The sequence below is a fragment of the Anoxybacillus sp. ST70 genome, assembly GCF_019553625.1.
Taxonomy (GTDB): Bacteria; Bacillota; Bacilli; order Bacillales; family Anoxybacillaceae; genus Anoxybacillus; species Anoxybacillus gonensis.
The window spans coordinates 199,724-222,295 of the sequence record NZ_JAHZOF010000003.1 but is presented as its reverse complement, the minus strand read 5'-3'; the positions used below and the strand labels follow the sequence as shown (position 1 = coordinate 222,295).

Annotated in this window: 25 protein-coding genes; 7 read left to right on the top strand and 18 right to left on the bottom strand. The window is 40.6% G+C overall.

The annotated features are described in order from the left end of the window. Positions 1-17: 17 nt before the first annotated feature. Together K1I43_RS06905 and K1I43_RS06900 are read right to left on the bottom strand one after the other, a co-directional pair. Positions 18-599, bottom strand: a complete 582-nt coding sequence (locus K1I43_RS06905) for a Uma2 family endonuclease (RefSeq protein WP_019417833.1) — start codon at positions 597-599, stop codon at positions 18-20. Further along, on the bottom strand, positions 592-1,470 hold the full coding sequence (locus K1I43_RS06900) for a hypothetical protein (protein WP_019417834.1): 879 nt from the start codon (positions 1,468-1,470) through the stop codon (positions 592-594). Before K1I43_RS06900 ends, K1I43_RS06905 begins: the two co-directional genes overlap by 8 nt. Before the next feature lie 110 nt (positions 1,471-1,580). Here K1I43_RS06900 and K1I43_RS06895 point away from each other — a divergent pair, with 110 nt between their 5' ends. Continuing rightward, positions 1,581-2,285, top strand: coding sequence for a polysaccharide deacetylase family protein (locus tag K1I43_RS06895; protein ID WP_019417835.1), 705 nt, complete (start codon positions 1,581-1,583; stop codon positions 2,283-2,285). An 84-nt stretch (positions 2,286-2,369) separates the two neighbouring features. Further along, positions 2,370-3,200, top strand: a complete 831-nt coding sequence (locus K1I43_RS06890) for an aldo/keto reductase (RefSeq protein WP_009362340.1) — start codon at positions 2,370-2,372, stop codon at positions 3,198-3,200. Positions 3,201-3,258: 58 nt separating this feature from the next. Here K1I43_RS06890 and K1I43_RS06885 read toward each other — a convergent pair whose 3' ends face one another. Further along, positions 3,259-4,164 carry a CobW family GTP-binding protein gene (locus K1I43_RS06885; RefSeq protein WP_019417836.1) on the bottom strand — a complete coding sequence of 302 codons (906 nt, stop codon included), beginning with the start codon at positions 4,162-4,164 and terminating at the stop codon, positions 3,259-3,261. Between the two features lie 152 nt (positions 4,165-4,316). Here K1I43_RS06885 and folE2 point away from each other — a divergent pair, with 152 nt between their 5' ends. Further along, a complete protein-coding gene (gene folE2, locus K1I43_RS06880; protein WP_019417837.1) occupies positions 4,317-5,216 on the top strand; it encodes a GTP cyclohydrolase FolE2 in 900 nt (299 codons plus the stop codon). A gap of 10 nt (positions 5,217-5,226) precedes the next feature. Here the strand turns inward: folE2 and K1I43_RS06875 are convergent, their stop codons facing one another. From K1I43_RS06875 to K1I43_RS06865, 3 genes are read right to left on the bottom strand one after another with little or no spacing between them, the layout of a single operon-like run. Then, on the bottom strand, positions 5,227-6,357 hold the full coding sequence (locus K1I43_RS06875) for a GerAB/ArcD/ProY family transporter (protein WP_019417838.1): 1,131 nt from the start codon (positions 6,355-6,357) through the stop codon (positions 5,227-5,229). 17 nt (positions 6,358-6,374) lie between these two features. Further along, positions 6,375-7,541, bottom strand: a complete 1,167-nt coding sequence (locus K1I43_RS06870; protein WP_255571951.1) for a Ger(x)C family spore germination protein — start codon at positions 7,539-7,541, stop codon at positions 6,375-6,377. A gap of 25 nt (positions 7,542-7,566) precedes the next feature. Continuing rightward, positions 7,567-9,207, bottom strand: coding sequence for a spore germination protein (locus K1I43_RS06865; RefSeq protein ID WP_019417840.1), 1,641 nt, complete (start codon positions 9,205-9,207; stop codon positions 7,567-7,569). 69 nt (positions 9,208-9,276) lie between these two features. Here K1I43_RS06865 and K1I43_RS15930 point away from each other — a divergent pair, with 69 nt between their 5' ends. Further along, the gene (locus tag K1I43_RS15930; RefSeq protein ID WP_483297891.1) at positions 9,277-9,525 is read left to right on the top strand and encodes a YczF family membrane protein; all 249 of its coding nucleotides are present in this window, start codon (positions 9,277-9,279) and stop codon (positions 9,523-9,525) included. Here the strand turns inward: K1I43_RS15930 and K1I43_RS06860 are convergent. Further along, positions 9,522-10,664: a TIGR04053 family radical SAM/SPASM domain-containing protein gene (locus K1I43_RS06860; RefSeq protein ID WP_019417842.1), complete on the bottom strand. Its 1,143-nt coding sequence runs from the start codon at positions 10,662-10,664 to the stop codon at positions 9,522-9,524. The genes K1I43_RS15930 and K1I43_RS06860 overlap by 4 nt on opposite strands. A gap of 145 nt (positions 10,665-10,809) precedes the next feature. On the opposite strand from K1I43_RS06860, the gene K1I43_RS06855 reads away from it, so the two are divergent. Next, entirely contained in the window at positions 10,810-11,370 is a 561-nt protein-coding gene (locus K1I43_RS06855) for a sugar O-acetyltransferase (protein ID WP_019417844.1), read from the top strand. A gap of 28 nt (positions 11,371-11,398) precedes the next feature. Here the strand turns inward: K1I43_RS06855 and K1I43_RS06850 are convergent, their stop codons facing one another. Together K1I43_RS06850 and K1I43_RS06845 are read right to left on the bottom strand one after the other, a co-directional pair. Then, entirely contained in the window at positions 11,399-12,223 is an 825-nt protein-coding gene (locus K1I43_RS06850; RefSeq protein WP_009362343.1) for an undecaprenyl-diphosphate phosphatase, read from the bottom strand. A 161-nt stretch (positions 12,224-12,384) separates the two neighbouring features. Continuing rightward, the gene (locus K1I43_RS06845) at positions 12,385-12,894 is read right to left on the bottom strand and encodes a DoxX family protein (RefSeq protein WP_019417845.1); all 510 of its coding nucleotides are present in this window, start codon (positions 12,892-12,894) and stop codon (positions 12,385-12,387) included. A gap of 240 nt (positions 12,895-13,134) precedes the next feature. Between K1I43_RS06845 and K1I43_RS15650 the strand changes: the two genes are divergently transcribed. Both K1I43_RS15650 and katG read left to right on the top strand, forming a co-directional pair. Further along, the gene (locus tag K1I43_RS15650) at positions 13,135-13,266 is read left to right on the top strand and encodes a hypothetical protein (RefSeq protein WP_019417846.1); all 132 of its coding nucleotides are present in this window, start codon (positions 13,135-13,137) and stop codon (positions 13,264-13,266) included. A gap of 233 nt (positions 13,267-13,499) precedes the next feature. After that, complete coding sequence (gene katG, locus K1I43_RS06840; RefSeq protein WP_019417847.1) at positions 13,500-15,686, top strand: catalase/peroxidase HPI; 2,187 nt, start codon at positions 13,500-13,502, stop codon at positions 15,684-15,686. A 39-nt stretch (positions 15,687-15,725) separates the two neighbouring features. Here the strand turns inward: katG and K1I43_RS06835 are convergent, their stop codons facing one another. From K1I43_RS06835 to K1I43_RS06795, 9 genes are all read right to left on the bottom strand, one after another. Further along, positions 15,726-16,019: a nucleotidyltransferase domain-containing protein gene (locus tag K1I43_RS06835; RefSeq protein ID WP_019417848.1), complete on the bottom strand. Its 294-nt coding sequence runs from the start codon at positions 16,017-16,019 to the stop codon at positions 15,726-15,728. A gap of 173 nt (positions 16,020-16,192) precedes the next feature. After that, a complete protein-coding gene (locus K1I43_RS06830) occupies positions 16,193-17,410 on the bottom strand; it encodes an RNA-guided endonuclease InsQ/TnpB family protein (RefSeq protein WP_116052129.1) in 1,218 nt (405 codons plus the stop codon). Between the two features lie 215 nt (positions 17,411-17,625). Next, entirely contained in the window at positions 17,626-17,835 is a 210-nt protein-coding gene (locus K1I43_RS06825; RefSeq protein WP_019417552.1) for a hypothetical protein, read from the bottom strand. 369 nt (positions 17,836-18,204) lie between these two features. Further along, positions 18,205-18,342: a hypothetical protein gene (locus tag K1I43_RS06820; protein ID WP_157966500.1), complete on the bottom strand. Its 138-nt coding sequence runs from the start codon at positions 18,340-18,342 to the stop codon at positions 18,205-18,207. 20 nt (positions 18,343-18,362) lie between these two features. Beyond that, positions 18,363-18,590 (bottom strand): aspartyl protease family protein, encoded by a 228-nt coding sequence (locus tag K1I43_RS06815; protein WP_100215862.1) that lies wholly within the window; start codon positions 18,588-18,590, stop codon positions 18,363-18,365. After that, on the bottom strand, positions 18,587-18,847 hold the full coding sequence (locus K1I43_RS06810; protein WP_019417554.1) for a hypothetical protein: 261 nt from the start codon (positions 18,845-18,847) through the stop codon (positions 18,587-18,589). Before K1I43_RS06810 ends, K1I43_RS06815 begins: the two co-directional genes overlap by 4 nt. Positions 18,848-18,964: 117 nt before the next feature. Continuing rightward, on the bottom strand, positions 18,965-19,252 hold the full coding sequence (locus tag K1I43_RS06805; RefSeq protein WP_019417555.1) for a hypothetical protein: 288 nt from the start codon (positions 19,250-19,252) through the stop codon (positions 18,965-18,967). 732 nt (positions 19,253-19,984) lie between these two features. Further along, positions 19,985-21,433 carry a M20/M25/M40 family metallo-hydrolase gene (locus K1I43_RS06800; RefSeq protein ID WP_019417557.1) on the bottom strand — a complete coding sequence of 483 codons (1,449 nt, stop codon included), beginning with the start codon at positions 21,431-21,433 and terminating at the stop codon, positions 19,985-19,987. A gap of 66 nt (positions 21,434-21,499) precedes the next feature. Then, entirely contained in the window at positions 21,500-22,555 is a 1,056-nt protein-coding gene (locus K1I43_RS06795; protein WP_019417558.1) for a tetratricopeptide repeat protein, read from the bottom strand. Positions 22,556-22,572 lie beyond the last annotated feature (17 nt).

Genomic DNA, 22,572 nt, shown 5'->3' with positions numbered 1-22,572 from the left:
TTCCCCTTCCTTTTTGTTTATATATCAGAAAATGAAAAAATATCATGTGTAGAGAACTGTATATTTGGAAACAAAGTTGAGACAAAATGATTGTTTTGCGCATCATATACTTCTTCTAGTTGCAAACGATCGTTATAAAGGACATATTTTTCAATCGTCTGATGCCGATAATCAACAATCCAATATTCCTTTACCCCTGCTTTTTCATAGTAATAACGCTTTAATAATCGGTCATTTCTTGCAGTGCTTGGAGAAAGAACTTCGACAACAAGGTCTGGGGCGCCATAACAACGCTTATTGCGCAGTTTCTCTTTCTCACAAACAACTGAGATGTCCGGTAACACCGTGACATTTTCTTTTCCTTTTTGCTCATCTTGGAAAAGAAGCACGACTTGCAAATTGCTTCCAAACACAAAACAAGGGCTGCCTTTTAACGCAAATGTGATTTCCCCAATTACATTCGCTACAACCCCCTCATGTTCGTATGAGGCTGGAGCCATGAGCACAGGAACACCTTCGTACAACTCCATTCGTCGTTCTCCGACAAGCTCAAAAAACTCTGCAAGCGTATACAGCTGTTTTTCTTCACGCTCACTCATCTATCTCACCTTCACTTGTTTTTCCGTTCCTATTCATCCATTGCTCGACATGATGCACAGCGATGCCAGAAAAGCTTTTTGTTCGTGCGTAGTGCTTCTGAACAATCGCCAATTGCTCGTTCATATACGTCTCATCTTCTTCAAAAAACGAAACGTCATCCCCTTCATCAACTTGCCCTGTTTCAACCCCTACAACAATTTGTTTCCCGTATTTTTTAGCTATTTGCATTTCTTTTTTTACGATGTTAATGATATCTCTTGCTTGATCGCGATATGCCATCATTGTCACACCGTCTGTATTCGCAATCACCCATTCCGCTAAATTGCTGTTTCCATACCGTACTCTATCAAACCAAAACGGTATATCTACTTCAAACCGTAGCGATCGTTCTTTCGCAAGCTCACGTGCTCGTTGTAACACCGTTTGATACGAAGCGATCGCCCCTTCTTCATTCGTCCGCCACCATGCGTGCAAGTACGGCTCAACGTCTAAGTGTACACCGAAAAACTTTTCGTTCTTCTCGGCAACGCTTTCATATTTAGTCAACCATTGAAATAAGCGTTCCATTCCTTCTCCACTTTCAATCCAATTCGGCGCCCCATCGAGCGCATACACACGAATACCTTTTTCGGTTGCACGCCGAACAAATTGACGATACGTATCAATCGGAATGTCTTCGTCGATTTGCACGTATACATCGCTCACTTGTTTTTCCTGTAAAAAAGAGAAGACGCGATCTTCATCTTTCACAAATAACCATGGGTTCCAAAGCCACGTTGCACGCACCGGCTGTCTTTCTTGTGCAAACAAATATACTCCTCCCACAACAAGTGTGAATAAAAATGCGAGGATGCCAACAATTTTTTTCATTGATATCCCTTCCCATGACCTGATTATCTTTATTTTACTACGTCTTGTATGGAAAAGAGAATGACAAAACGACTTTTTTCACATGATATATAAAAAAGCGGGGATGAAAAATGAACGCACTTTTCTTATTTTTGTCTTTGTTACTCATCACGACAACACCTGTTCACCGAATACATGATGATATTGTTTGGAATGTGCCGACTGATGAAAAAATGGTCGCGATTACATTTGACGACGGGCCAGACATATTATACACTCCTGACATTTTAACGATTTTAAAACAATATGACGCCAAAGCTACTTTTTTCGTCGTTGGATTTCGTGCTGAAAAATATCCTGACATTATTAAGCGACAAATGAACGAAGGGCATGAAATTGCAAATCATACGTATAAGCATCTTGATTTTCGCGGCAAATCTAAACAAACGATTGAGGAAGAAATAAAAAAAAGCGAGGATGTGCTATATGACATTACCGGAAAACGCCCGACGTTATTTCGTCCCCCACTCGGCTACTACAACAAACAGATCATAGACATCGCCAAACAACGAGGATATACTGTCGTCATGTGGTCAAAACATCAAGACACATGTGACTGGCAAAATCCTGGGACAAGACGAATTGTCCGCCGTGTCGTTCAACATATTCAGCCTGGACAAATTATTTTGTTTCACGATCACGGAAGCGGTAGCCGAAAACAAACTGTTCAAGCATTAAAAGAAATTTTACCAATTTTAAAAGAAAAAGGATATACATTTGTCACTGTCTCTGAACTGTTAAAACATCATCCAAACTATCGTGACTTAAATTTGTAGCTCCTTCCAAATGAGCATATGTTTTGCTTTCTCATACAATCCATTTCATAATAAAAGGGAAAAATATTGGAAAGGAGCATAGAGATGAAAAGTTTACAAGATGCTGCAACGTTACATAACGGCGTTCGTATGCCATGGCTTGGCTTAGGGGTTTATAAAGTGCAAGAAGGCGAGGAAGTCATTCGTTCTGTTCGCACAGCGCTTGAAATCGGATATCGTCATATTGATACGGCTGCATTTTATGAAAATGAAGAAGGAGTCGGTCAAGCGATTCGCGAGTCGGGCATTCGTCGTGAAGAAATTTTTGTCACAACAAAAGTATGGAATTCCGACCAAGGATACGAATCAACATTAAAAGCGTTTCATACAAGCCTAAAAAAACTCGGCTTTGATTATATTGATTTGTATTTAGTTCACTGGCCTGTCAAAGAAAAATATAAAGAAACGTACAAGGCGCTCGAAAAGTTGTATAAAGATGGCTTCGTGCGTGCGATCGGAGTGAGCAACTTCCAAATTCATCATTTAGAAGATATTTTTGCTGATTGCGAAATAAAACCGATGGTCAACCAAGTGGAGTTTCATCCACGTTTAACACAAAAAGAACTTCTTGCATTTTGTAAGCAGCATCAGATTCAATTAGAAGCGTGGTCACCACTTATGCGTGGCGGCGAGCTGTTAAACGAACCAACGCTTGTCGACATAGCACAAAAATACAATAAAACACCAGCTCAAGTGATTTTACGTTGGGACTTGCAACACGAAGTCGTTACTATTCCAAAGTCTGTCACGCCTCAACGAATTGCTCAAAACGCAAACATTTTTGACTTTACTTTAACAAAAGAAGAAATGGATGCGATTGACGCGCTAAACGAAAACCGCCGCATCGGCCCAGACCCAGATCATTTTGATTTTTAGCTCATACGTAAACGGGAGATCCTTAAACAATAAGGACTCCTCGTTTACGTATTTTAGTTTACATACATTGAAGCATTGGAATAATTTTTTCTCTATCCAGATCTGTACCGATCAATACGAGATTATTTGGAAATGAAAACGAAATCGGTATGAGACACGGTTCTCCATAGGCGTACTGAAAAATATACGTTTGGCTTGGATCATCCGTAAACCGAACAAATCCTTTTATGCGAAATATGTTTTCTTCCACATGTTCCGTCCACTTTAAAAACGTCCTCCGATCGATTGGATTTTGAAACTCGTACGTCATTGAACGAATGTGGAGATGTTTTTTCACGTGCAACACTTCATACTTGTTCTCAATCACTATATCATCTCGTTCAAGTAACGCATTAACACGTATATTTCCATATGTTACACATTGTATACTAGCTCGAGCATTGAATGCCTTTATTTCCTCCATCGCACGATCGACAACAAATTGGTCGACACTGTCACACTTATTTAAGATAATGTTATCTGCATGCTTAACCTGCTCCGTAATTAATTTAAGCATGCGTCTAGGTAACTGGTCACGACTGTTCCATCTCGCGACATCAACAACAGTAATAATACATTTGACGCAAATATACGGCGCAATTAAAGGAGATAAGCATGCGTCAAATACGTCAATTGGATGAGCCACTCCTGTCGTTTCAACATATACAACATCCGGTTTATGTTCCTTGTATAAAGATAATAAATGAAGTTCTACTTCATCTTTCATCGTACAACAAATACATCCATTTAGTAACTCTTTCAAAGGGGTATGTTGATCAATTAATAACGAATCAACAGCAAACTCACCAAATTCATTCATAAGTACACTCGCTCGTCTCCCACTATGCTTATCATTTTGTAAAAGTCGTTGCAAAACTGTTGTTTTCCCACTTCCTAAAAAACCTGACAAAATATATACATCCAAAAGTTTTCAACCTCCCTCTAGAAATGTTCCTTTTCTATTTTATTATAAATGAAAAACGTAATCTTTTCGATTTAAGGTGCTTATTTCTTGATTTTTTATTCCATTTTGTAATAATAAATAGTAACCATTACGATTAAAAAGGAGACGAAGAAATGGAACATCTACACTTACCTAAAAAAGAAGATCGACTCATATATTTCGGATCCACTAATCCGTTAATTAATAAAACGAAACCAACCGAGAAAGAACAAATGGTTGATTTACAAAGAGAGAAAAAAGATTTCTTTTTTCATATTGATCATGTAGGAATTTTCAATGTCTCGCATCCAATAACAATTGAGTCGAGCATGAAACCGCATGTGCAAACAACAATCGGTACATTCACATTAACAACGAGTTTGAACCGAGATGAGAAAGGCATTAACATGAGTCGTCTAACTGAGCTACTACATGAGTACTATGAGAAAAATTGGACAGTAACGTTACGCTCCCTTCAATCTTTTTCTAAAGACATGGCAGAAAGAATGAAGCAACGCAAATCAAGCGTTTCTGTACGTTATCCATGGTACTATGAAAAAGAAGCGCCGGAAACATTACATAAAGGGATGGTGCACGCAAACGTATTAACGACCATGACGTATGAACACGAAAAAGGCTGGAAAGCATCGGTCGGTATCGACTGCACGGTCACAACATTATGTCCATGTTCGAAGGAAATTAGTGAATATAGTGCACACAACCAACGTAGTATTGTATCTATCATCGCTGATTTACAACATGATGCAGAATGGCCAGAAAGCTTTAAAGAACAACTTTTACATATCGCAGAATCTAATGCAAGCTCCCAAATGTATTCAGTACTAAAACGGCCGGATGAAAAATATGTGACAGAACGAGCATATGAAAATCCTAGATTCGTGGAAGATCTTATCCGTTTAATTGCGGCTGACTTATATGAACAAGCTTGGGTGAGAAGCTTTCATATTACATGTCGCAATGAAGAATCTATTCATTTACACGACGCATATGCACAAATGTCCTTTCAAAAATAGAAGAATCATGCTAAGTTGTCCGTTGCTCGCGGGCACCTTGTGGTTTTCGTCCCCTTTTTCCCTGTCTCAACATAGCAATTAAAAGAAGAAGAACTGGGATCACAATTTGAAGTGGAATATGCATATAAATTGTAACGATTTGTAGCCCCTCTTTAATATGCTCAGCAAAATTGCTGGCGATTGCAATGGACAAAAACAAAACAGAAATACCTAGCGGATAAACAAGACGTTGATATTCTTTGATTTGAAATAAATCTGCCGCTCCGATTACTCCTGCATAAAAAAAGACACCGACTTTGAAAAATCCTCCGACAATGAGTGCAATCATAAATAACACATCTAATCGCTCTAAAAAATTTGCTACACGAATTTCTTGAATCGTGTTCAACAAGGGAAAGGTGGAACGCGAAACCATATCCGCCCCCAATACGGCTATATTCATTGCCATGATGATTGCTAAATTGATGCCACTTAAAAACAACGCGAGAAACCCTGCCTTCATTACTTTTTCTTGTTTTTGCAAATAAGGAAAAATCATCGTAAAGACAATCATTTCGCCAAATGGAACATATAGTGTTTGTGTAAATACAACATGAAAAATGGGTCCCCATCCTTCTTCTAATATCGGCTGTAAACGATGAAGATCAACTGCTCCTGCAATGATGATCAGTACAAATCCTAATATAAGTATCCAGTAAAGTGAAAAGAAAAATAATTGACTCGCTCGCGCAATGACTTCAATTCCTTTATAAACAGCATACATTACTGTTAGCATCATGACAGCATTTAAAATAAACAAGGGGGTTTCAGGATACGCAAACGTCAATAGAAGCTCACCGAAATCGCGTAACACTCGAGCCGCAATGTATAAAAAATAAAGTACGTATATAAGCCCCAGTACCCTTCCAAAAAAAGAACCAACAATGCGCTGACTATATGATGTAAGAGGTAGTCTTGGATAATATGTAAAAAGGCGGTAATAAACGAACAGCAATCCTCCTCCTAAAACCATGCCACATAAAATAGCAAGCCAAACGTCTTGTTTCGCATCTACTCCAAGTGGAATAACCATGGCGCTACCGTGTTCAAATAAAATGGCAAGCATAAATAATTGCCGCGCACTTATACACGCTCGTTCCACTGCATCTCACCGCCTTTTCACTGAATGTATGAGCGAGTTCTCAATCCTGTTCTTCGAATAAATGAATCGACTTTCACGTGAATTTCTGATTTAGGAAAATATTTGTTATGCCACATTTTTTTCATTTCTTTCCATTCCTCTGGATACGTTCGATGAACCACCTCTCCAAATCCAAAAATGTCGCTTTTCTTCTTTTGAGCAGCATGTACTGCTTTTTTCACCTCTTTTTTTATCTCTTGTTGTATTTTTTTTTCGAGCTCTATTATTTGCTTTGGATCTGTGAAGTCAATAGAAACAAATGTTTCGCTAATATCTCCCTCTGTTTTAATAAAAACCGATATTATCGGATTCCCGTCTTTTAGTTTTGCTGTTACCTTTGCTTGCGCACGCATAACCTTATAGGACAATCCTTCCTTAGATTCACCCCAATCAATATTTACACTTGTTTGTTTCACTTTATTAAGTACCCACAAAACCCCACGAGCCTCTTCATTTTTCATCCAGCCAACAAGCTTCCCATTCTTAAAAACAGCTAATTCAGCAGCGCGAAGACGTGCCGAAGGTTCAATGGTACGAACATTATCTTGTTCGTCTCCCTTCTGCCAATCACCGGCAATACGAAAACTACTTATGACCACTTCTTTTCCATCAAGCGAAAAATTTTCGATGATTTCCCTTATGCGAGTATCAACGTTTTCTCCTAACAAACCTTTTGTAAATTGCAATGTTTTAATTATTTGATTTGCAGGAATTTTATCGATCGGCGTAAGTACAGATAATAATTGTTTCGCTGTTTGTTTACGCGCAATAATAATATTCGCTGCAGGTCGAAACTGGGGATTGCGCTCAACAGCATCAAAAATTTGCTGAATTCCTTCTTTCGCAAGCTCCTCCCCAATGACAACAAGGTTTGTATGAGAATAATATGGAATGCGTGATATTTGTTTTGATGCCTTCCGACTTGCCTCAACTAACGTATCGCCAGTTGATGTATACAAGGCAACGGGAAGCCCTGCGCTCCCTCCCCCTCTTTGAGTCGCCCCTGCTACGTTTCCAGGATTGACAATTTGAAATGTCGACATATATTTTCCATCCCTTTTATCTATACCAACTGCAATAATGAATGCTAAGTCTGTCAGCTCTCTTTTGCTCCAACAACCGTAAATAATACACGTAAATAACAGGACAAAGATGAGGAAAAGATATCGTTTAATTTGAATCCCCTTCTTTCTCTGTTTGTTGAGGCGGCTTTGGACGTTGCCCCCCCTTTTGACGAACCGTGTCTGTATTCATGATCAAGCGAGGTCTCTCTTTTAATCCCCATAACGGAAAACGTATAAATGTATCACCTATATTTTCTAAAATAAGGGGAGCAAGTGGTGCCATGTATGGCACTCCAAATGACCGAAGACTACATAAATGAATAGTCATTAAAATCATGCCAATCAAAATGCCATAAAAACCAAATAGAGCAGCTAGTACCATTAGGGCAAAACGAATTAAACGTGCGGAAATAGCAATTGCAAACGATGGTGTCGCAAAGCTAGCAATTGCCGTGATGGACACAACGATAACCATAGCTGACGAAACAAAACCTGCTTCTACAGCAGCTTGTCCGATGACGAGCGCTCCAACAATCGATACAGCCTGTCCAACAGCCCTTGGCAAGCGCACTCCAGCTTCACGCAAAATTTCAAACGTCACCTCCATGAGCAATGCTTCAATAAAAGCGGGAAAAGGAACCGCTTCACGTTGTGCAGCAATTGCAATGACAAGGGAAGTAGGAATCATTTCTTGATGAAATGTCGTCAGTGCAATATACACAGACGGTGCAACAAGGGAAATAAAAAAAACGAGCATACGTAAAAAACGCAACGCTGTCGCAATATCAAAGCGTGCATAATAATCTTCTACAGCTTGAAAAAATTGTATAAATACAGTTGGGACAATAAGGACAAATGGCGTCCCCTCTACAAAAATAGCGATTCTTCCTTCCAACAAATTAGCCGCAACACTATCTGGTCTTTCCGTATGATAAACAGTTGGAAACGTTGTAAATGATTCATCTTCAATCAATTGTTCAATATATCCAGATTCAAGAACGCCATCTATACAAATGCGTCGCAATCGACTACGCACTTCTTCAACAATTTTGTCATTTGCAATTCCTTTAATATACATGATACGGACATTTGTTTGTGTCACTTCACCTAATGTAATGGCTTCTACCCACACATGTGGATTTTGAATTCGTCGGCGGACCATAGCAACATTTGTTGCCAACGATTCCGTAAAACCCTCTCGTGGCCCTCGAATAGATAGTTGTGTACTCGGTTCTGTAATCGCACGATACTCACCACCTTTTACTGATACACCAACTGCTTCTAGCATCCCATCAATAAATAAAATGACTTCCCCAGACATAAGCGAGGAAAATATGTCGTGCCATTGCTGAATGCGCCGTGTTGTATTAGCTGTAGCTATTTTTTGTTCAATATAGTCTAGATTGCAACTACTTGAAGGAAGTGATAATTGTACACTTATTTCAAGCAACAATTGCTGAACAATATGTTCATCAACCATTCCGCTCACAAAACAAAGTGCAGCAGGCAAATTATCCTCCTTTCCAAGTAAAAAACGGCGGATGATGATATCTGCACTATTTCCAGTAATATCTCTCACTTTTTCTATATTCGCATGTAAATTCTGCTCAATCGTCCCGTATATGCCCTTTTGTGCCAACAACCCATATGCATGCGTATGCTTTTCTTTCTTACCTTTCGATCGTGTCCACATCTTTCCTCCTCCATCCATTGTCTCCTTGATGGTTAGAATAAGCATACAATGCATATATTATGCAAAAGGAATAAACGTACAAAAAGGTCAGATGCTAAATAAAAGTGCATCCATGGAGATGAAATGATGAAAACTGTCGTGGTTTGTATCGTTATTTCTATGTTGTTAGGCAGTATAGCGATTAGTATGAATTTATTGCTAGGAATGAGCATTCATCAAGCTTGGTTTGACATTTTCAATCCTTTTCAAGTAATGGAACCAATTGAATTAGCCGTTTTGTTCTCCCTTATCAGTCTATGGATATTTAACACATGCCTTCACCTGTTTCGAAAAAAGAACCAACATAAAGAACCCGAACAGCGTCCGCATTAAGCGAACACCGTTCGGGCTTTTTCTTTTCTCATCCCTAAAGGAACGTATACACAAAACGGTTCACTTTCCATATAATCACCTGTCACTGCATAGGCGCGGGCACGCGATCCACCGCAAACGTAGCGGAACTCACAAATGCCACATTTTCCTTTATATAAGTCTGGCTGACGCAACTGTTTCATCACTTCCGATTCACGATAAATATGCGATAACGATTGCTCACGCACGTTGCCGCATACGATCGGAAGCAAGCCGCTTGGCATCACATCTCCTGTATGCGAAACAAAAACGAAACCGTTGCCGTCATTGACGCCTTTTGGCGCTCGTTTTAAGCCGTCAATCATCGAAGCATGATCTGTAGTTATCGCATGCTCATAACGAATATCCCCTGCTGCAATTCGTTTTTCGCGCATTTTTTGTTGAATGACAACACGACGATAATGTTGCGCTGCTGTCGTTTTGATATCATACGGTGCTGTTTTACTTAACTCATACAACCAACGAAATACTTGTTCATGCTCCTCCGGGCTAATGCAATCGCCCATTTGTCCCCGACCGGTTGGCACGAGTAAAAAAATGTACCACATCACTGCCTTTAACTCTGCAACTAATTTCGCCATTTGTTCTAAATGATTATAGTTATAACGCGAAATGACTGTATTAATTTGCAATGGCATATGTAGCTCATTTAAATAACGAATGTTTTCAATCGTTAAATCAAACGAACCCGGTGTACCGCGAAATCGATCATGAATGTCAGCCGTCGGTCCATCTAAACTAAATGCCCAGCGTGACAGTCCAATCTCTTTCGCTTTTTTCATTTTTTCTTTCGTCACATTTGGTGTCGCACTCGGTGTGATCGAAACGCGCATCCCTTTTTTAATCGCATACGATGCAAGTTCAAACAAATCTTCGCGCATCATACAGTCCCCGCCTGTAAACACAAGCATTGGATTGTTCATTTCATATATGTCATCGATAAGCCGAAGCCCTTCTTCGTGCATCAACTCACGCGGATCAGGGATCGGTTGAGCATCGGCGCGACAATGTACACATTTTAACTGGCAAGCTCTTGTCACTTCCCAAATGACAATAAACGGATGTTCGTTATAATCTACCGCAAGCGCATGTTCATGCATATTTCATCACCAGCTTTTCGTGTTATTTTTCACATTCATTATAGGCTTATTTTTTCATCATGCGTTCGCGCGTTTTTGACGATTTTTTTAAACATAGCGCTTTGTTATGATACAATGAAAATAGGAAAATAAAGGAGTGAAAAAGATGAAGTCCGAAAAAGAAAAAATGTTAAGCGGTCAATTATACCGTGCCACAGATCCAGAGTTAGTGAAAGAACGCGAACATGCTCGTCGCTTAACAAGGCTATTTAATCAAACATTAGAAACGGAACATGAACGACGTGTTTCTTTATTGAAAGAACTATTTGGCTCAACAGGTGAAAACTTATATATTGAGCCCCCTTTTTATTGCGATTACGGATATAATATTCATGTTGGGGAAAACTTTTTTGCCAATTTTCATTGCGTCTTTTTAGATGTATGTCACATTCACATCGGAGATAACTGCCTTATCGGTCCCGGTGTCCACATTTATACAGCTACCCATCCAATTGATCCAACGGAAAGAATATCAGGATTAGAATACGGAGCGCCCGTTTCCATCGGTGATCATGTATGGATCGGTGGCGGGGCAATCATTAATCCAGGAGTAAAAATCGGAAATAACGTTGTCATCGCTTCCGGTGCGGTTGTCACAAAAGACGTTCCCGATCACGTTGTCGTCGGCGGCAACCCAGCAAAAGTGATAAAACAGCTAAATGTATAAAGGCTCCCGCGCAAGGAGCCTTTTTTTGTTACGCAAAATAAACCATATAAATAACTGCCGCAAGCACGATGCGATAAATGGCAAATGGCACAAGGCGAACACGATTAATTAAACGCAAGAAAAAGCGAATCGCTAACAAAGCAAAAACAAAAGCACTAATAAAACCGACAATGAAAAATGGTAAAGCATCCACTGTGATGTACTGCCAGTTTTTCAACAACGAAATGAAGCTTGCTCCAGCCATAATTGGCACCGCCATAATAAATGTAAAATCAGCTGCTGCGCGATGGCTCATTCCGACAAGCACGCCACCTGAAATGGTCGACCCCGAACGTGAAAACCCTGGCCAAAGGGATAAACATTGAACGAGACCGACAATGAATGCTTGTTTATACGTTATATCATCTACTGTTTGCGCTACTTTCGTTCGTTTTCCGAAACGGTCTGCTGCGATCATCAACAATGCTCCAAGCACGAGCCCAATGAGCACCGTTTCCGTCGAAAACAAATGTTCATCAATATAGTCTTCAAATAAAACACCTAACACACCAGCTGGCAAAAGACCGATAAAAATGTGCATAAGCGTCAAACGCGGTCCTGTTCTCACTTCGCTTTTTCGTAAATAAAGCAATTCGAAAAATTTATCTTTAAACACCACAACGGCAGCTAAAACCGAACCGAGCTGAATGACGACTTTAAACGTATTCGCCCCATACTTCCCTAAAAACTCACTTGACTTGAGCCACATATCATCAACGATAATCATATGACCTGTCGACGAAACAGGCGCAAACTCTGTCGCTCCTTCAACTAGTCCTAAAATGAGCGCTTTAATTAACTCTATTACATGCATGTATGTCCATCCTTTCTAAAACGGTAAAATATGTATAATCTCTTTCATTTGCCTACTCTATTGTACTACAAACATTTTCATTCTACTACTTACATGTGAAAATTACTTAAAACAAAAAACGGCCACGCACCAAGATGCGTATGGCCGTCTTCTTTTTTTATTTAAGAAGTCGATGCGATTTTTCGCTTATTCTGATATTCACTCACATATTTACGAAGATACGGAATTACCCAACGATCAAGCCCGAACTTTCCTGCATTCGCCCCTGCAACAAGAATGAAACATGTTAACAAAACCATTTGCGGGTTTGTGCTTGTTGTACCCGAAAACATAAATGCAAAATTCATTACAGCACCCATCAAAGCAGAAAATGTTGTAAACACACCTAAAAGCAACGCAATTCCAACGAGCACCTCACCCCATGGTACAAGAAAATTGAAAAAACTAACGTTTGGTAATGCAACATGTTCAATAAAAGACGCCCACCATCCTTGTACTGCTGGATGCTCCCCTGTTGCTTTACTAAGTGCTCCTTTTAAAAATCCTGTCGCATCAAATCCTCCTGTTACTTTATGCCATCCCGCCATAAACCATTCATAACCGAGATACAAACGAAACACTGTCAAAACGGCCGCTGCGCTTACATGCTCACGTAACCATTTTACTACCATGTTGCATCTCTCCTTATTTATAATTTTTTATAATTATTACACTTTTATCATACCACTTTTTGTATTATTCAAACCAAATTTGTTCGAAATTTCACATGATATTCAAAAAGATTTGACTATATTATTACAAAAATTAACCATTGTATAAATATAAAATAATTATATAACAGTCGTTGATTTTTTAAGTCTGTTATAATACAATATAACTAACAAAAGAAACGTGCGAAAGGGGTTTTGTTTATGGAAATGTATACTAAAGCTTACCAAAGATACGTTGAAAAATGTAATGAATTCGGAATCGAGGCGATTGACTTAATCGAATTTATTCGCAACTTGACAACTGAACAAGTCAAATATATGCTGCAACATTAAAGATTGGAGTGAAACGATGAACGGAAATGCGGATGTGAACGTATAAATCCCCCATTTTATTCTGCAAACAGAATGAAATGGGGGATTTTTATAATTTTTAAATAAAAATATCATTTTTACTTTACTATTAAATATTAATTTAGTATAATTCTAATGTGCTAATTATTATCACTCTCAACAAGTGAACACCTAGCATCATATTTCATTTATATGTAGGAAAGGAGAATAAAAGAATGGAAAACAAATGCCCGTTCCATGGAAGTGTGACGAATCATACTTCAAACAAAACAACAAACAAAGACTGGTGGCCGAATCAACTGAATTTAAGCATTCTTCATCAACATGACCGAAAAACGAATCCCCATGACGAAACGTTCGATTATGCGGAACAATTTCAAACACTTGACTATTGGGCGTTAAAAGAAGATTTGCGTAAACTCATGACGACAAGCCAGGATTGGTGGCCTGCCGACTACGGACATTACGGTCCACTATTTATCCGCATGGCTTGGCATTCTGCAGGAACATATCGCATTGGCGACGGACGAGGCGGCGCTTCCACAGGTACGCAACGGTTCGCCCCGTTAAACAGTTGGCCAGACAACGCGAACTTAGATAAAGCACGTCGCCTGTTGTGGCCGATTAAACAAAAATACGGCAATAAAATTTCTTGGGCGGATTTAATTGTGTTAGCTGGCAACGTGGCGATTGAGTCTATGGGTGGAAAAACGATCGGTTTTGGCGCTGGCAGAGAGGACGTATGGCACCCAGAAGAAGACATTTATTGGGGGGCGGAAAAAGAATGGCTCGCCTCCGAACGCTATACAGGCGACCGCGAATTAGAAAATCCGCTTGCCGCCGTTCAAATGGGGCTGATTTATGTCAATCCAGAAGGTCCTGATGGCAACCCAGATCCGCTCGCGGCGGCGCGTGACATTCGCGAGACGTTTAAACGAATGGGAATGAACGACGAAGAAACTGTGGCGCTCATCGCAGGCGGCCATACGTTTGGGAAGGCGCATGGAGCTGGTGCTGCATCGCATGTCGGCCCTGAACCAGAAGCAGCTCCGATTGAAGCGCAAGGGTTAGGATGGCTTAGCTCGTACGGAAAAGGGAACGGACGCGATACGATTACAAGCGGTCTGGAAGGTGCTTGGACGCCAACACCTACGCAATGGGATAATAGCTATTTACAATTGCTTTTTGAATATGAATGGAAGTTGACGAAAAGTCCAGCTGGTGCGTATCAATGGGAAGCAGTGAATATAAAAGAAGAACATTTAGCGCCTGATGTCGAAGATGCCAATGTGAAAGTGCCGCCGATGATGTTGACGACCGATTTAGCGTTGCGCTTTGATCCAATATATGAAAAAATTGCTCGTCGCTTTTATGAACATCCAGAGGAATTTGCAGATGCGTTTGCGCGCGCTTGGTTTAAGCTCATTCATCGCGACATGGGGCCGAAAACGAGATATCTTGGCCCAGAAGTGCCGAAAGAAGATTTCATTTGGCAAGACCCGATTCCAGAAGCTGATTATGAATTAACGGATGCGGAAATCGAAGAGATCAAAACGGAAATTTTACATTCAGGGTTAACGATTAGCGAACTTGTGAAAACGGCTTGGGCATCCGCTAGCACGTTCCGTAACTCCGATAAGCGTGGCGGAGCGAACGGTGCGCGCATTCGGCTCGCGCCACAAAAAGATTGGGAAGTGAACGAACCAGAGCGACTTGCGAAAGTGCTTGCCGTTTATGAAGACATTCAACGCGCGCTCCCTAAAAAAGTAAGCATCGCTGATTTAATCGTACTCGGCGGCAGCGCGGCAGTCGAGAAAGCAGCCCGCGATGCCGGGTTTGACGTCCACGTACCGTTTATGCCTGGACGAGGGGATGCTACGGAGGAACAAACGGATGTGGAAAGCTTTTCCGTATTAGAACCGTTCGCTGACGGATTCCGCAACTATGAAAAGAAAAAATATCGCGTCGGCCCTGAGGAACTGCTTGTCGACAAAGCCCAATTGCTCGGCTTAACCGCCCCAGAGATGACGGTATTAGTCGGTGGCTTGCGTGTGTTAGGAGCAACGTATCGCGATCTTCCTCACGGTGTATTTACGGATCGCATCGGGGTGCTCACAAACGATTTCTTTGTTCATCTTGTCGATATGAACTATGAATGGGTACCAAGGGAAGATGGCTTGTATGACATTCGCGACCGGAAAACGAAGGCTGTTCGTTGGACCGCCACTCGTGTAGATTTAATTTTCGGATCAAACTCGATCCTTCGCTCCTACGCTGAATTTTACGCCCAAGACGACAACAAAGAAAAATTTGTCCGCGACTTTATTCAAGCTTGGGTAAAAGTCATGAACGCCGACCGATTCGACCTTCGGAAAAAAACAAAAACATCGGTTACGATTTAAAGGAGAAAAAGCAGGTGGACGATCGTCTCCCCTGCTTTTTTATCTCTCATAAATAACGATTCCGTCACGCTCAATTTGCCGCGCGATCTCTTTATTCAATGAATCAAAAAACAGCACATCGAACGAATAAATGCCAACAATTTCATCGATTGCATCAATGACTTTCCATTTTTGCTTTCCTGTATAATCAATGCACAAGTCAATATCGGAGTTGTAACGCGCCGTCCCTTTTGCCCGCGAACCGAATAAAACAACTCGTTGGATCTCTTCTTCACTTTGAAAATATGCCAATAAGCGTTCAAATACGTTCCGGCTAATTCCATATGTTGTCACGATCGATCACTTCTTCTTTTATTTTTTGCAACAGCGCTTCAATTGGTTGGACGTATTCATCAACAATTTTTTGCTTAATTTGTTCATAATCTTCTTCATTAGGTTATCAATTTTATTAAAATCATAGAATAATGATAAAGATTTTAATAAAATTGTTTATCCGTCCACGTCGTTTAAGCGACATGTACTCGGATCGGGTGTAACCCCACACCCACTATCCCATTGGCGAACGCCTTTGGGAATACTTTTCTCATGATGTTGTATGCCCCGTTGACATCTGCGTGGATGAGCGTTCCATTCGCAGATTGAAACAGCCCACGCTTGATTCGTTTTCCTTTGTATTGCTTTTGTTTCTTCATTTCTTCCATGTCTAAAAAACTGCATTTCGATGTATAGCTTTCTTCTGTCACAATGACGCGAATGCCATGCTGTACCGCTTTGTACTGCAACTGATGAAGAAACGTTTGATACGGAATGTGAACGAATGCTTGATTTGTACGCTTTCCAAGATGGACTTCACGCTTCCAATCTTTATTCATCCCCACCACAATCGTATCGCAGTCTAAAGACAGCGCATGTTTCATGACAAAGGCACTCGCTTGGTGCATAAAGTTTTCTACGATGCGGTTTCGTTTTTCTGTCATTTTGCTCATTCGTTTTGTCCAATCAAGTCCATTCATCTGTTTCGCTACTTTGCGATAATGGCTCATTTGTTTGTTGTAGTATTGATTGGCGGATTTTAGACCTTTACCATTGATGACGATCGGTTGTTTGCCCACGTTGTTCACAATGGTTGCGAAGTTATCTAATCCTAAATCAATACTGATGTATCTGTTATGATCTTGTTTTTGCGGTGGAATAGGGATTTTGTAAACGACTTCGATGATGATATGGCGGTGTTTCGGAACGAATCGGACTTGTTGTAGCTTCCCTTTCATGTTTGTCTTTAACCGAAACCCTTGAAAACAGGCAGGAAATGTTATATGCTCATCGACGACTTTGCATGATTGATTCGTTAGCACAAGTACATATCGTCCGTCTTTTTTGAGATATTTGGGCGGTTTCGGTCTGCCTGTATATTTGTCTTTGTTTTTTGTCCAATCTTTCATCGACTTAAAAAATGATTGCCAATTTTGATGGAGCATTCTTAACGTTTGTTGGGCACATTGAGCCATTGGCATCGCTCGATAGTCTGTATCCATCCCTTCTGTTTTCAGCAGCTTGTCTAGCTTGTTGTAAGAAAGATACGTGCCGTGTTGGAAAAACGTTTGCCTCACTTGATAGTTGGCGAAGTTGTACAAGTTTTTTGACCGAAAACAATACTCGTCGATCATCGGATAATACGGATGAGTGGCGCAAATCATATGCCTTTCCACTCGATTCGCCATCATGATCGTTGTTCACCTCGCTTTCTCTTTTACTATACATGTTCATCAGAGAGCCATGCAATAAGATGTAAAAATAATCACGAAAGAAGTGGGATCTCAAATATATTTTATCAAAATTTTTAATATATTTTTACGATTGAATGAAAAAACAGAACCATATACATGTGCCGTTGCATTACGAGAACTTAACATATCGTTCCATATTACATTGTATTTTGCTATCTTTTCTGCTTTTTTCTTAGCTTCCGATCTTCCCACCACGTTTTTATGCCTATAAAAGCACCTGGAAAACCGAATACGACAAGAAGCAAGCCGAGTACTCGGTCAAATGAGCCCGTCGGATCAGTTAGTCTAAAAATCCCGCTAATCCCAAGCAGGAAAGATAAAAGACTAAACACAATTTGTGCAAATACGTTGTTTATGTACATGCGTCTGTATCATCCTTACTCTCTAATTTATATCGACTATGTTAATTAGAAAAACGTTTGGCGTTTTGGATGATTTTGTTGGTGTTCTAACGAACGAACAAGCACATACCGTTGAAGTCCACGTGAAGTAGAAATGGCTAGGTTTCCATATCGCTCAGCTTCTTTTTGATCGCCATTTCGAAACGCCCTTTCCGCTTCAAATACATAACAAAAAGGTTTTTTTTTACTTTCTTTTTCAAATTCTCGAACCGATCTTCCTGTCCTCGCAACAGGGCAATCAATGCTTGATTATAATAATTGTTCATGTGTCACGGATTCAGGATAAAGCCATTCACCATTTGTGAACCGCATTCCTTCCTCATCTCTCCGCTAGCGTGCATAAAGAATAAGTTTTTCTAAATCGATGACAGCGCCAATATGCAAAAGACAATCAAGTCCTATAATCGCATCTAGCTCTACTCCGTACTCCATCGCACCAAATTCAATTTCAAAATTTGCTGCTTTCATGGATCCTATCATGATTTCATCTACAATTTTTGCGTAAACAAATTCCGTTCCCCCCCCACCCCGCTAATTCGATAAATAGAATCGTTTTCTTCTGGAACGATTCCAATTGTTGCTGCTTGATCAGCAGATACGATGGTTCCTGTTGAGCCGGTATCGATTAACGCTCTTTTTAACTCAATCGTTTTATTTTTATGGGTTAACTGCAATGTAGCGAGCAACATCCCTTCTTCGATACGAAGCTCTATCATCCTCGGCGCACTCCCGTCCATGTTCTTTCCACAATATTTGTTTCTTTGCGATTCGTATGAAGAACATACAATTCTCGATGAGGATTTTCCTTATGAAGATGTTTATACTCACTCATTGCTTTCATTGGGTCCGAAAACGTTTCAATCGGGATTAATTTGTTTAAAACACGTTCGTTTTTCTCATTTGTATAGGCATCCACCGCCTCAATGAGCACCCAACGATTTGGAAAAGCTTTCCGAATCTCTTCCCACTTCATCGTCTTTCACCCATTTCTTTTTGCTTTTATCTTAACACAAACAAAGAAAAAACGGATCTTTTTGACAAACCAAGAGTCTGTAGGAATCGTGTGGGGGCGATGCCCTTCCGCCACTCCCTAAACTAAAAACCAAATCGTCACCCAAATCGCCGCTACGGTGCATAAAAGAAAACTTGCTTGCAGCTTCGTTCTTTCTTGCTTATTGTTAGAAACAGAAAATATATACTTTCTTGCACCCGCTCCAATGGCTAACGTACCGAATAAAAGCAATGTGAGCCCGAACAAAAAGAGCCGATTCGGAAATTGCGTTGCTTCGAAAATTCCAAAAAGAGACAATCGAAACGATACATACGTGACTGCCGCGACGCTAATCGTATAGAATAACATCACTGCCCATTTTTTCATTTTCCTTCTCCTTTGTTTTTGCTCCACTTCCTAAAAAACATATACGCCTTTTGTTTCTTCTTTCCTCTTTCGATGCATACAAATCATGAAACTGCACAGATTTAGCAGCCCGCTCACACGTATAATCAAGTAGGAGAAGGTGATTAACCTCCGTCCTCTCACACCACCGTGCGTACGGTTCCGTATACGGCGGTTCAATCAAGATCAGTGACGCAAGAAATTTTTTTGATTTAAGAGCATCGTTCTTCTTCCTTCCGTAAATAGCTGATCTTCTTATGTCAGTCGTCACTCCACCCTCCAAGAGCCCCCCACGGGATTCACCGTTTTCCTTTCTCTTGGGAGGTACTGCGTTTTCTGTGTTCACCATGACGAACTGAATGCCAAGGGCTATTTTCTCTTGATTGTTCGGTCCTTCCGAATCGTTCTAGACCGATTCGTACGACGACCTCTGCTGACTTCTGATGGTTAAGCTACCTATCACGAAGTAGGTTATGAAGCGTACTTCACGTATCCATCAGACCTCCTCGGGTAAGAGTGCAATATTTCCCTCCATAGACCGGAAGTTTGCCGCTCGCTTCTTTCAGATTCCGCGTCACCACGGACACCCTTGCGTTAAGCTAGCTGCTGCTTCCGCCTTCGCAATTCGGGACTTTCACCCTCGAGATTGCACCCCTGCCGAGCACACCACCAAAAGGACGCCTAAGCGACGTCCTTTTCACAGCGCCAAATGGATCATTCCATCTGCTTCGATTTCACTTTTGACACTCTCTCCACTTTGACAACTTTTCGATCGACACGACGTAAATCATTTCGACCAACATAACATACATCGTTTCGATCACCACGACGCAAATCACGCAACATTGTTGAAAAGTCTCGCCATTGATTAAGCACCGCTTGAATGAGTTGCACCGTTCCATAACAAGCATCTGTGTTTAATATTTCGTCGTCCGTATGTTCCCACTCATATCCTGCAGATAAGTTTACGCTTTGAATGCCATGTTCTGCCCAAACTCTCGTATCGCTACTTCTACCAGCCGTACATGTCCAATGAGTTAATCCAATGTCACGAGCTACTTGTTCAAAAAACTGTCCGTAGCGAATATCGCAAAACGGCTGAATCGTGCCACATGATGTAACGATATCCCCACTTCCCCGCCGATCAACAACAATCGCTGCATCAACGTCCCATAGAAAATATTCCTCTAGCTTCCGCGCTCCAACAAGTCCGCATTCTTCTTCTACGGTAAAAACAAATTTTATCGTTCCGTTAAATGAAGATGTGTCAAGCCATTTCGCAATTTCAAGCAACACCGCCACTCCAGCGCGATCATCCGCTCCTAAAATCCCTTCACTACTTGACCAAATCGCTCCTTGTTTCACAATTGTTCTTCCTGGCGCAAATGCTTCTACCGTATCTAAATGAGCGTTCAACAAAATCGTCGGTCCATGTCCTGTTTTGTACGTCTTTTGCGCCAGCAAATTCCCATATCGATCCACCGTGATATGATCGACATATGGCTTCAGTTTTTCATACACGACAGCGCGAATGTCTCCTTCATTGCCACTTTCCCCTGAGACGCTAAGCAATTGTTCAAGCTCTTGAAGGAAAACTGTTTTTTGAATATATTGTTCTTCTTGTTCTAACCAATCGATTTGTACGTTCCGCATGTTCTCCGCGAGATCAAGAAGCTGCTCTCTGTTCATCCGAAGCGACACCCGATGAGGATAAGACGGTGATAAATGGACATTGACGCGCAGCGCACGGAACAACTTCATGACTTTCTCCATGTTTGTTTCTCTATGAAAATATATATGTGGTTGTCTCTTCTCATGGCCACCACAACAAGCAATAGTATATAAGCCAAGACGGTTTAACTCACGAATCACGCCACTAATATACGTATCTACCTCAAACACTTTCGGCTCTTCTAGCCCTATTATCTCGCTAACTCCACGCTGCCGAAAATCCACTGCTTCTAGCCATTGTTTTTCGCTAATCGGCGGATTATCGATTGTTAATACATCGTTCCAAAACGTATAATCGACATTCGCTACGTCCAAACTTTTCAATAAAAACTCGACGTTTTCTTTTTTCTCATTTGTGCAAATAAACTCATTTGGACTTTTTTCCTCTAAAATAAAACCTTGACGAATAAATAATTGATTCCATGTTTTCATGGCGTCATCACTCCTTTTCGTTATTTACAAGTTCAATATAAAAAAAGAGCGATGACACACATGTCATCACCATTCATCGTCAAACATAAACGTATAATCACTGCGATGCATAATAATATAATCGACAAGCCCGTTATAATAGTAGGCCGTTTCTCCTCGACATGAGCATGAGTCGATGATCGTAGACACTCCAATACGTCCTAGCTTTTCCCGAAGACGCTTTACTTTTTGAACGAACGTATTTGTAGGAATGTCCCCATTCCGTCTCGATTGGAAAAATACCTCCGTATCATATTTCGTTGCCGGACGCTCTTTGTTTGTTTCCACTAAAAAATAACAAAGCATTTCCGCAGGATCGCGTGGCAAACATACTTCGCTACCGTGATAAGATACAACATTTTCGCGATCGGAAAAATAAAGAACGACTGTATTTTTAGGAGGATTCATCATCACTTGTTCACATTGTTCTTTTGAACAATACTCTTTTCCACTCGCCGTCCATTTCGTAAATGCTTGCATCGTTAAAATGTTTTCATTTCGCTGCAACCATTCATGCAAAAACGAAAGTTCCGCAGGTTTCTCTTGAGCGCTTATGTAATCAGGAAATTGCGCTACTGATTGATACGTTTTTTCCGCGATAAACAAGGCGCTATTCGCCAAATAAAGATGCGCATAATATAGCTGTCGTTCATTTAAACAAAACTCGCGATTCGAATACGTCTTTTGATATTCAAGCGCTTGTTCAAAATAACGAAGCGCCTCTGTGTAGCGCTGTTCGTTATACGTTAAAAACCCGAGACGATAATAGGCAATCGGATTTTCCGAATCATATCTCAACGCTTTTTGAAACGCTGTTTTCGCCATACGCTCGTCTTTTCTAAGCTGTGTTTTCAAATATGTTCCATAATGAATCAAATAACTCACGAGCTGTTTTTTCACATACTCAAACCCATGTTCCTCTTTTTCCTCTGCTGAACAACGGGATAAGTAACGGACCATTTTCTCATACACATCGACAATTTCATAATAAACCCAATCTTTTGCCTCACCGCTATTTAGCTCTTCAAGAAGTTGTTCTTCGCGGTCGTATAATGTATCTAAGGTTATTTCGGATCGTCTCATGAAATTCTCCTTTCAAA

Coding starts and splice junctions, on each gene's coding strand:
- K1I43_RS06890 (WP_009362340.1), top strand. CDS start 2,370: ATGAAAAGTTTACAAGATGCTGCAACGTTACATAACGGCGTTCGTATG.
- K1I43_RS06795 (WP_019417558.1), bottom strand. CDS start 22,555: ATGAGACGATCCGAAATAACCTTAGATACATTATACGACCGCGAAGAA.
- K1I43_RS06830 (WP_116052129.1), bottom strand. CDS start 17,410: ATGATGGCGAATCGAGTGGAAAGGCATATGATTTGCGCCACTCATCCG.
- K1I43_RS06800 (WP_019417557.1), bottom strand. CDS start 21,433: ATGAAAACATGGAATCAATTATTTATTCGTCAAGGTTTTATTTTAGAG.
- K1I43_RS15650 (WP_019417846.1), top strand. CDS start 13,135: ATGGAAATGTATACTAAAGCTTACCAAAGATACGTTGAAAAATGTAAT.
- K1I43_RS06845 (WP_019417845.1), bottom strand. CDS start 12,894: ATGGTAGTAAAATGGTTACGTGAGCATGTAAGCGCAGCGGCCGTTTTG.
- K1I43_RS06850 (WP_009362343.1), bottom strand. CDS start 12,223: ATGCATGTAATAGAGTTAATTAAAGCGCTCATTTTAGGACTAGTTGAA.
- K1I43_RS06860 (WP_019417842.1), bottom strand. CDS start 10,664: ATGCATGAACATGCGCTTGCGGTAGATTATAACGAACATCCGTTTATT.
- K1I43_RS06815 (WP_100215862.1), bottom strand. CDS start 18,590: ATGATAGAGCTTCGTATCGAAGAAGGGATGTTGCTCGCTACATTGCAG.
- folE2 (WP_019417837.1), top strand. CDS start 4,317: ATGGAACATCTACACTTACCTAAAAAAGAAGATCGACTCATATATTTC.
- K1I43_RS06810 (WP_019417554.1), bottom strand. CDS start 18,847: ATGAAGTGGGAAGAGATTCGGAAAGCTTTTCCAAATCGTTGGGTGCTC.
- K1I43_RS06855 (WP_019417844.1), top strand. CDS start 10,810: ATGAAGTCCGAAAAAGAAAAAATGTTAAGCGGTCAATTATACCGTGCC.
- K1I43_RS06905 (WP_019417833.1), bottom strand. CDS start 599: ATGAGTGAGCGTGAAGAAAAACAGCTGTATACGCTTGCAGAGTTTTTT.
- K1I43_RS06825 (WP_019417552.1), bottom strand. CDS start 17,835: ATGTACATAAACAACGTATTTGCACAAATTGTGTTTAGTCTTTTATCT.
- katG (WP_019417847.1), top strand. CDS start 13,500: ATGGAAAACAAATGCCCGTTCCATGGAAGTGTGACGAATCATACTTCA.
- K1I43_RS15930 (WP_483297891.1), top strand. CDS start 9,277: ATGATGAAAACTGTCGTGGTTTGTATCGTTATTTCTATGTTGTTAGGC.
- K1I43_RS06900 (WP_019417834.1), bottom strand. CDS start 1,470: ATGAAAAAAATTGTTGGCATCCTCGCATTTTTATTCACACTTGTTGTG.
- K1I43_RS06865 (WP_019417840.1), bottom strand. CDS start 9,207: ATGCATTGTATGCTTATTCTAACCATCAAGGAGACAATGGATGGAGGA.
- K1I43_RS06805 (WP_019417555.1), bottom strand. CDS start 19,252: ATGAAAAAATGGGCAGTGATGTTATTCTATACGATTAGCGTCGCGGCA.
- K1I43_RS06895 (WP_019417835.1), top strand. CDS start 1,581: ATGAACGCACTTTTCTTATTTTTGTCTTTGTTACTCATCACGACAACA.
- K1I43_RS06820 (WP_157966500.1), bottom strand. CDS start 18,342: ATGAAAGCAGCAAATTTTGAAATTGAATTTGGTGCGATGGAGTACGGA.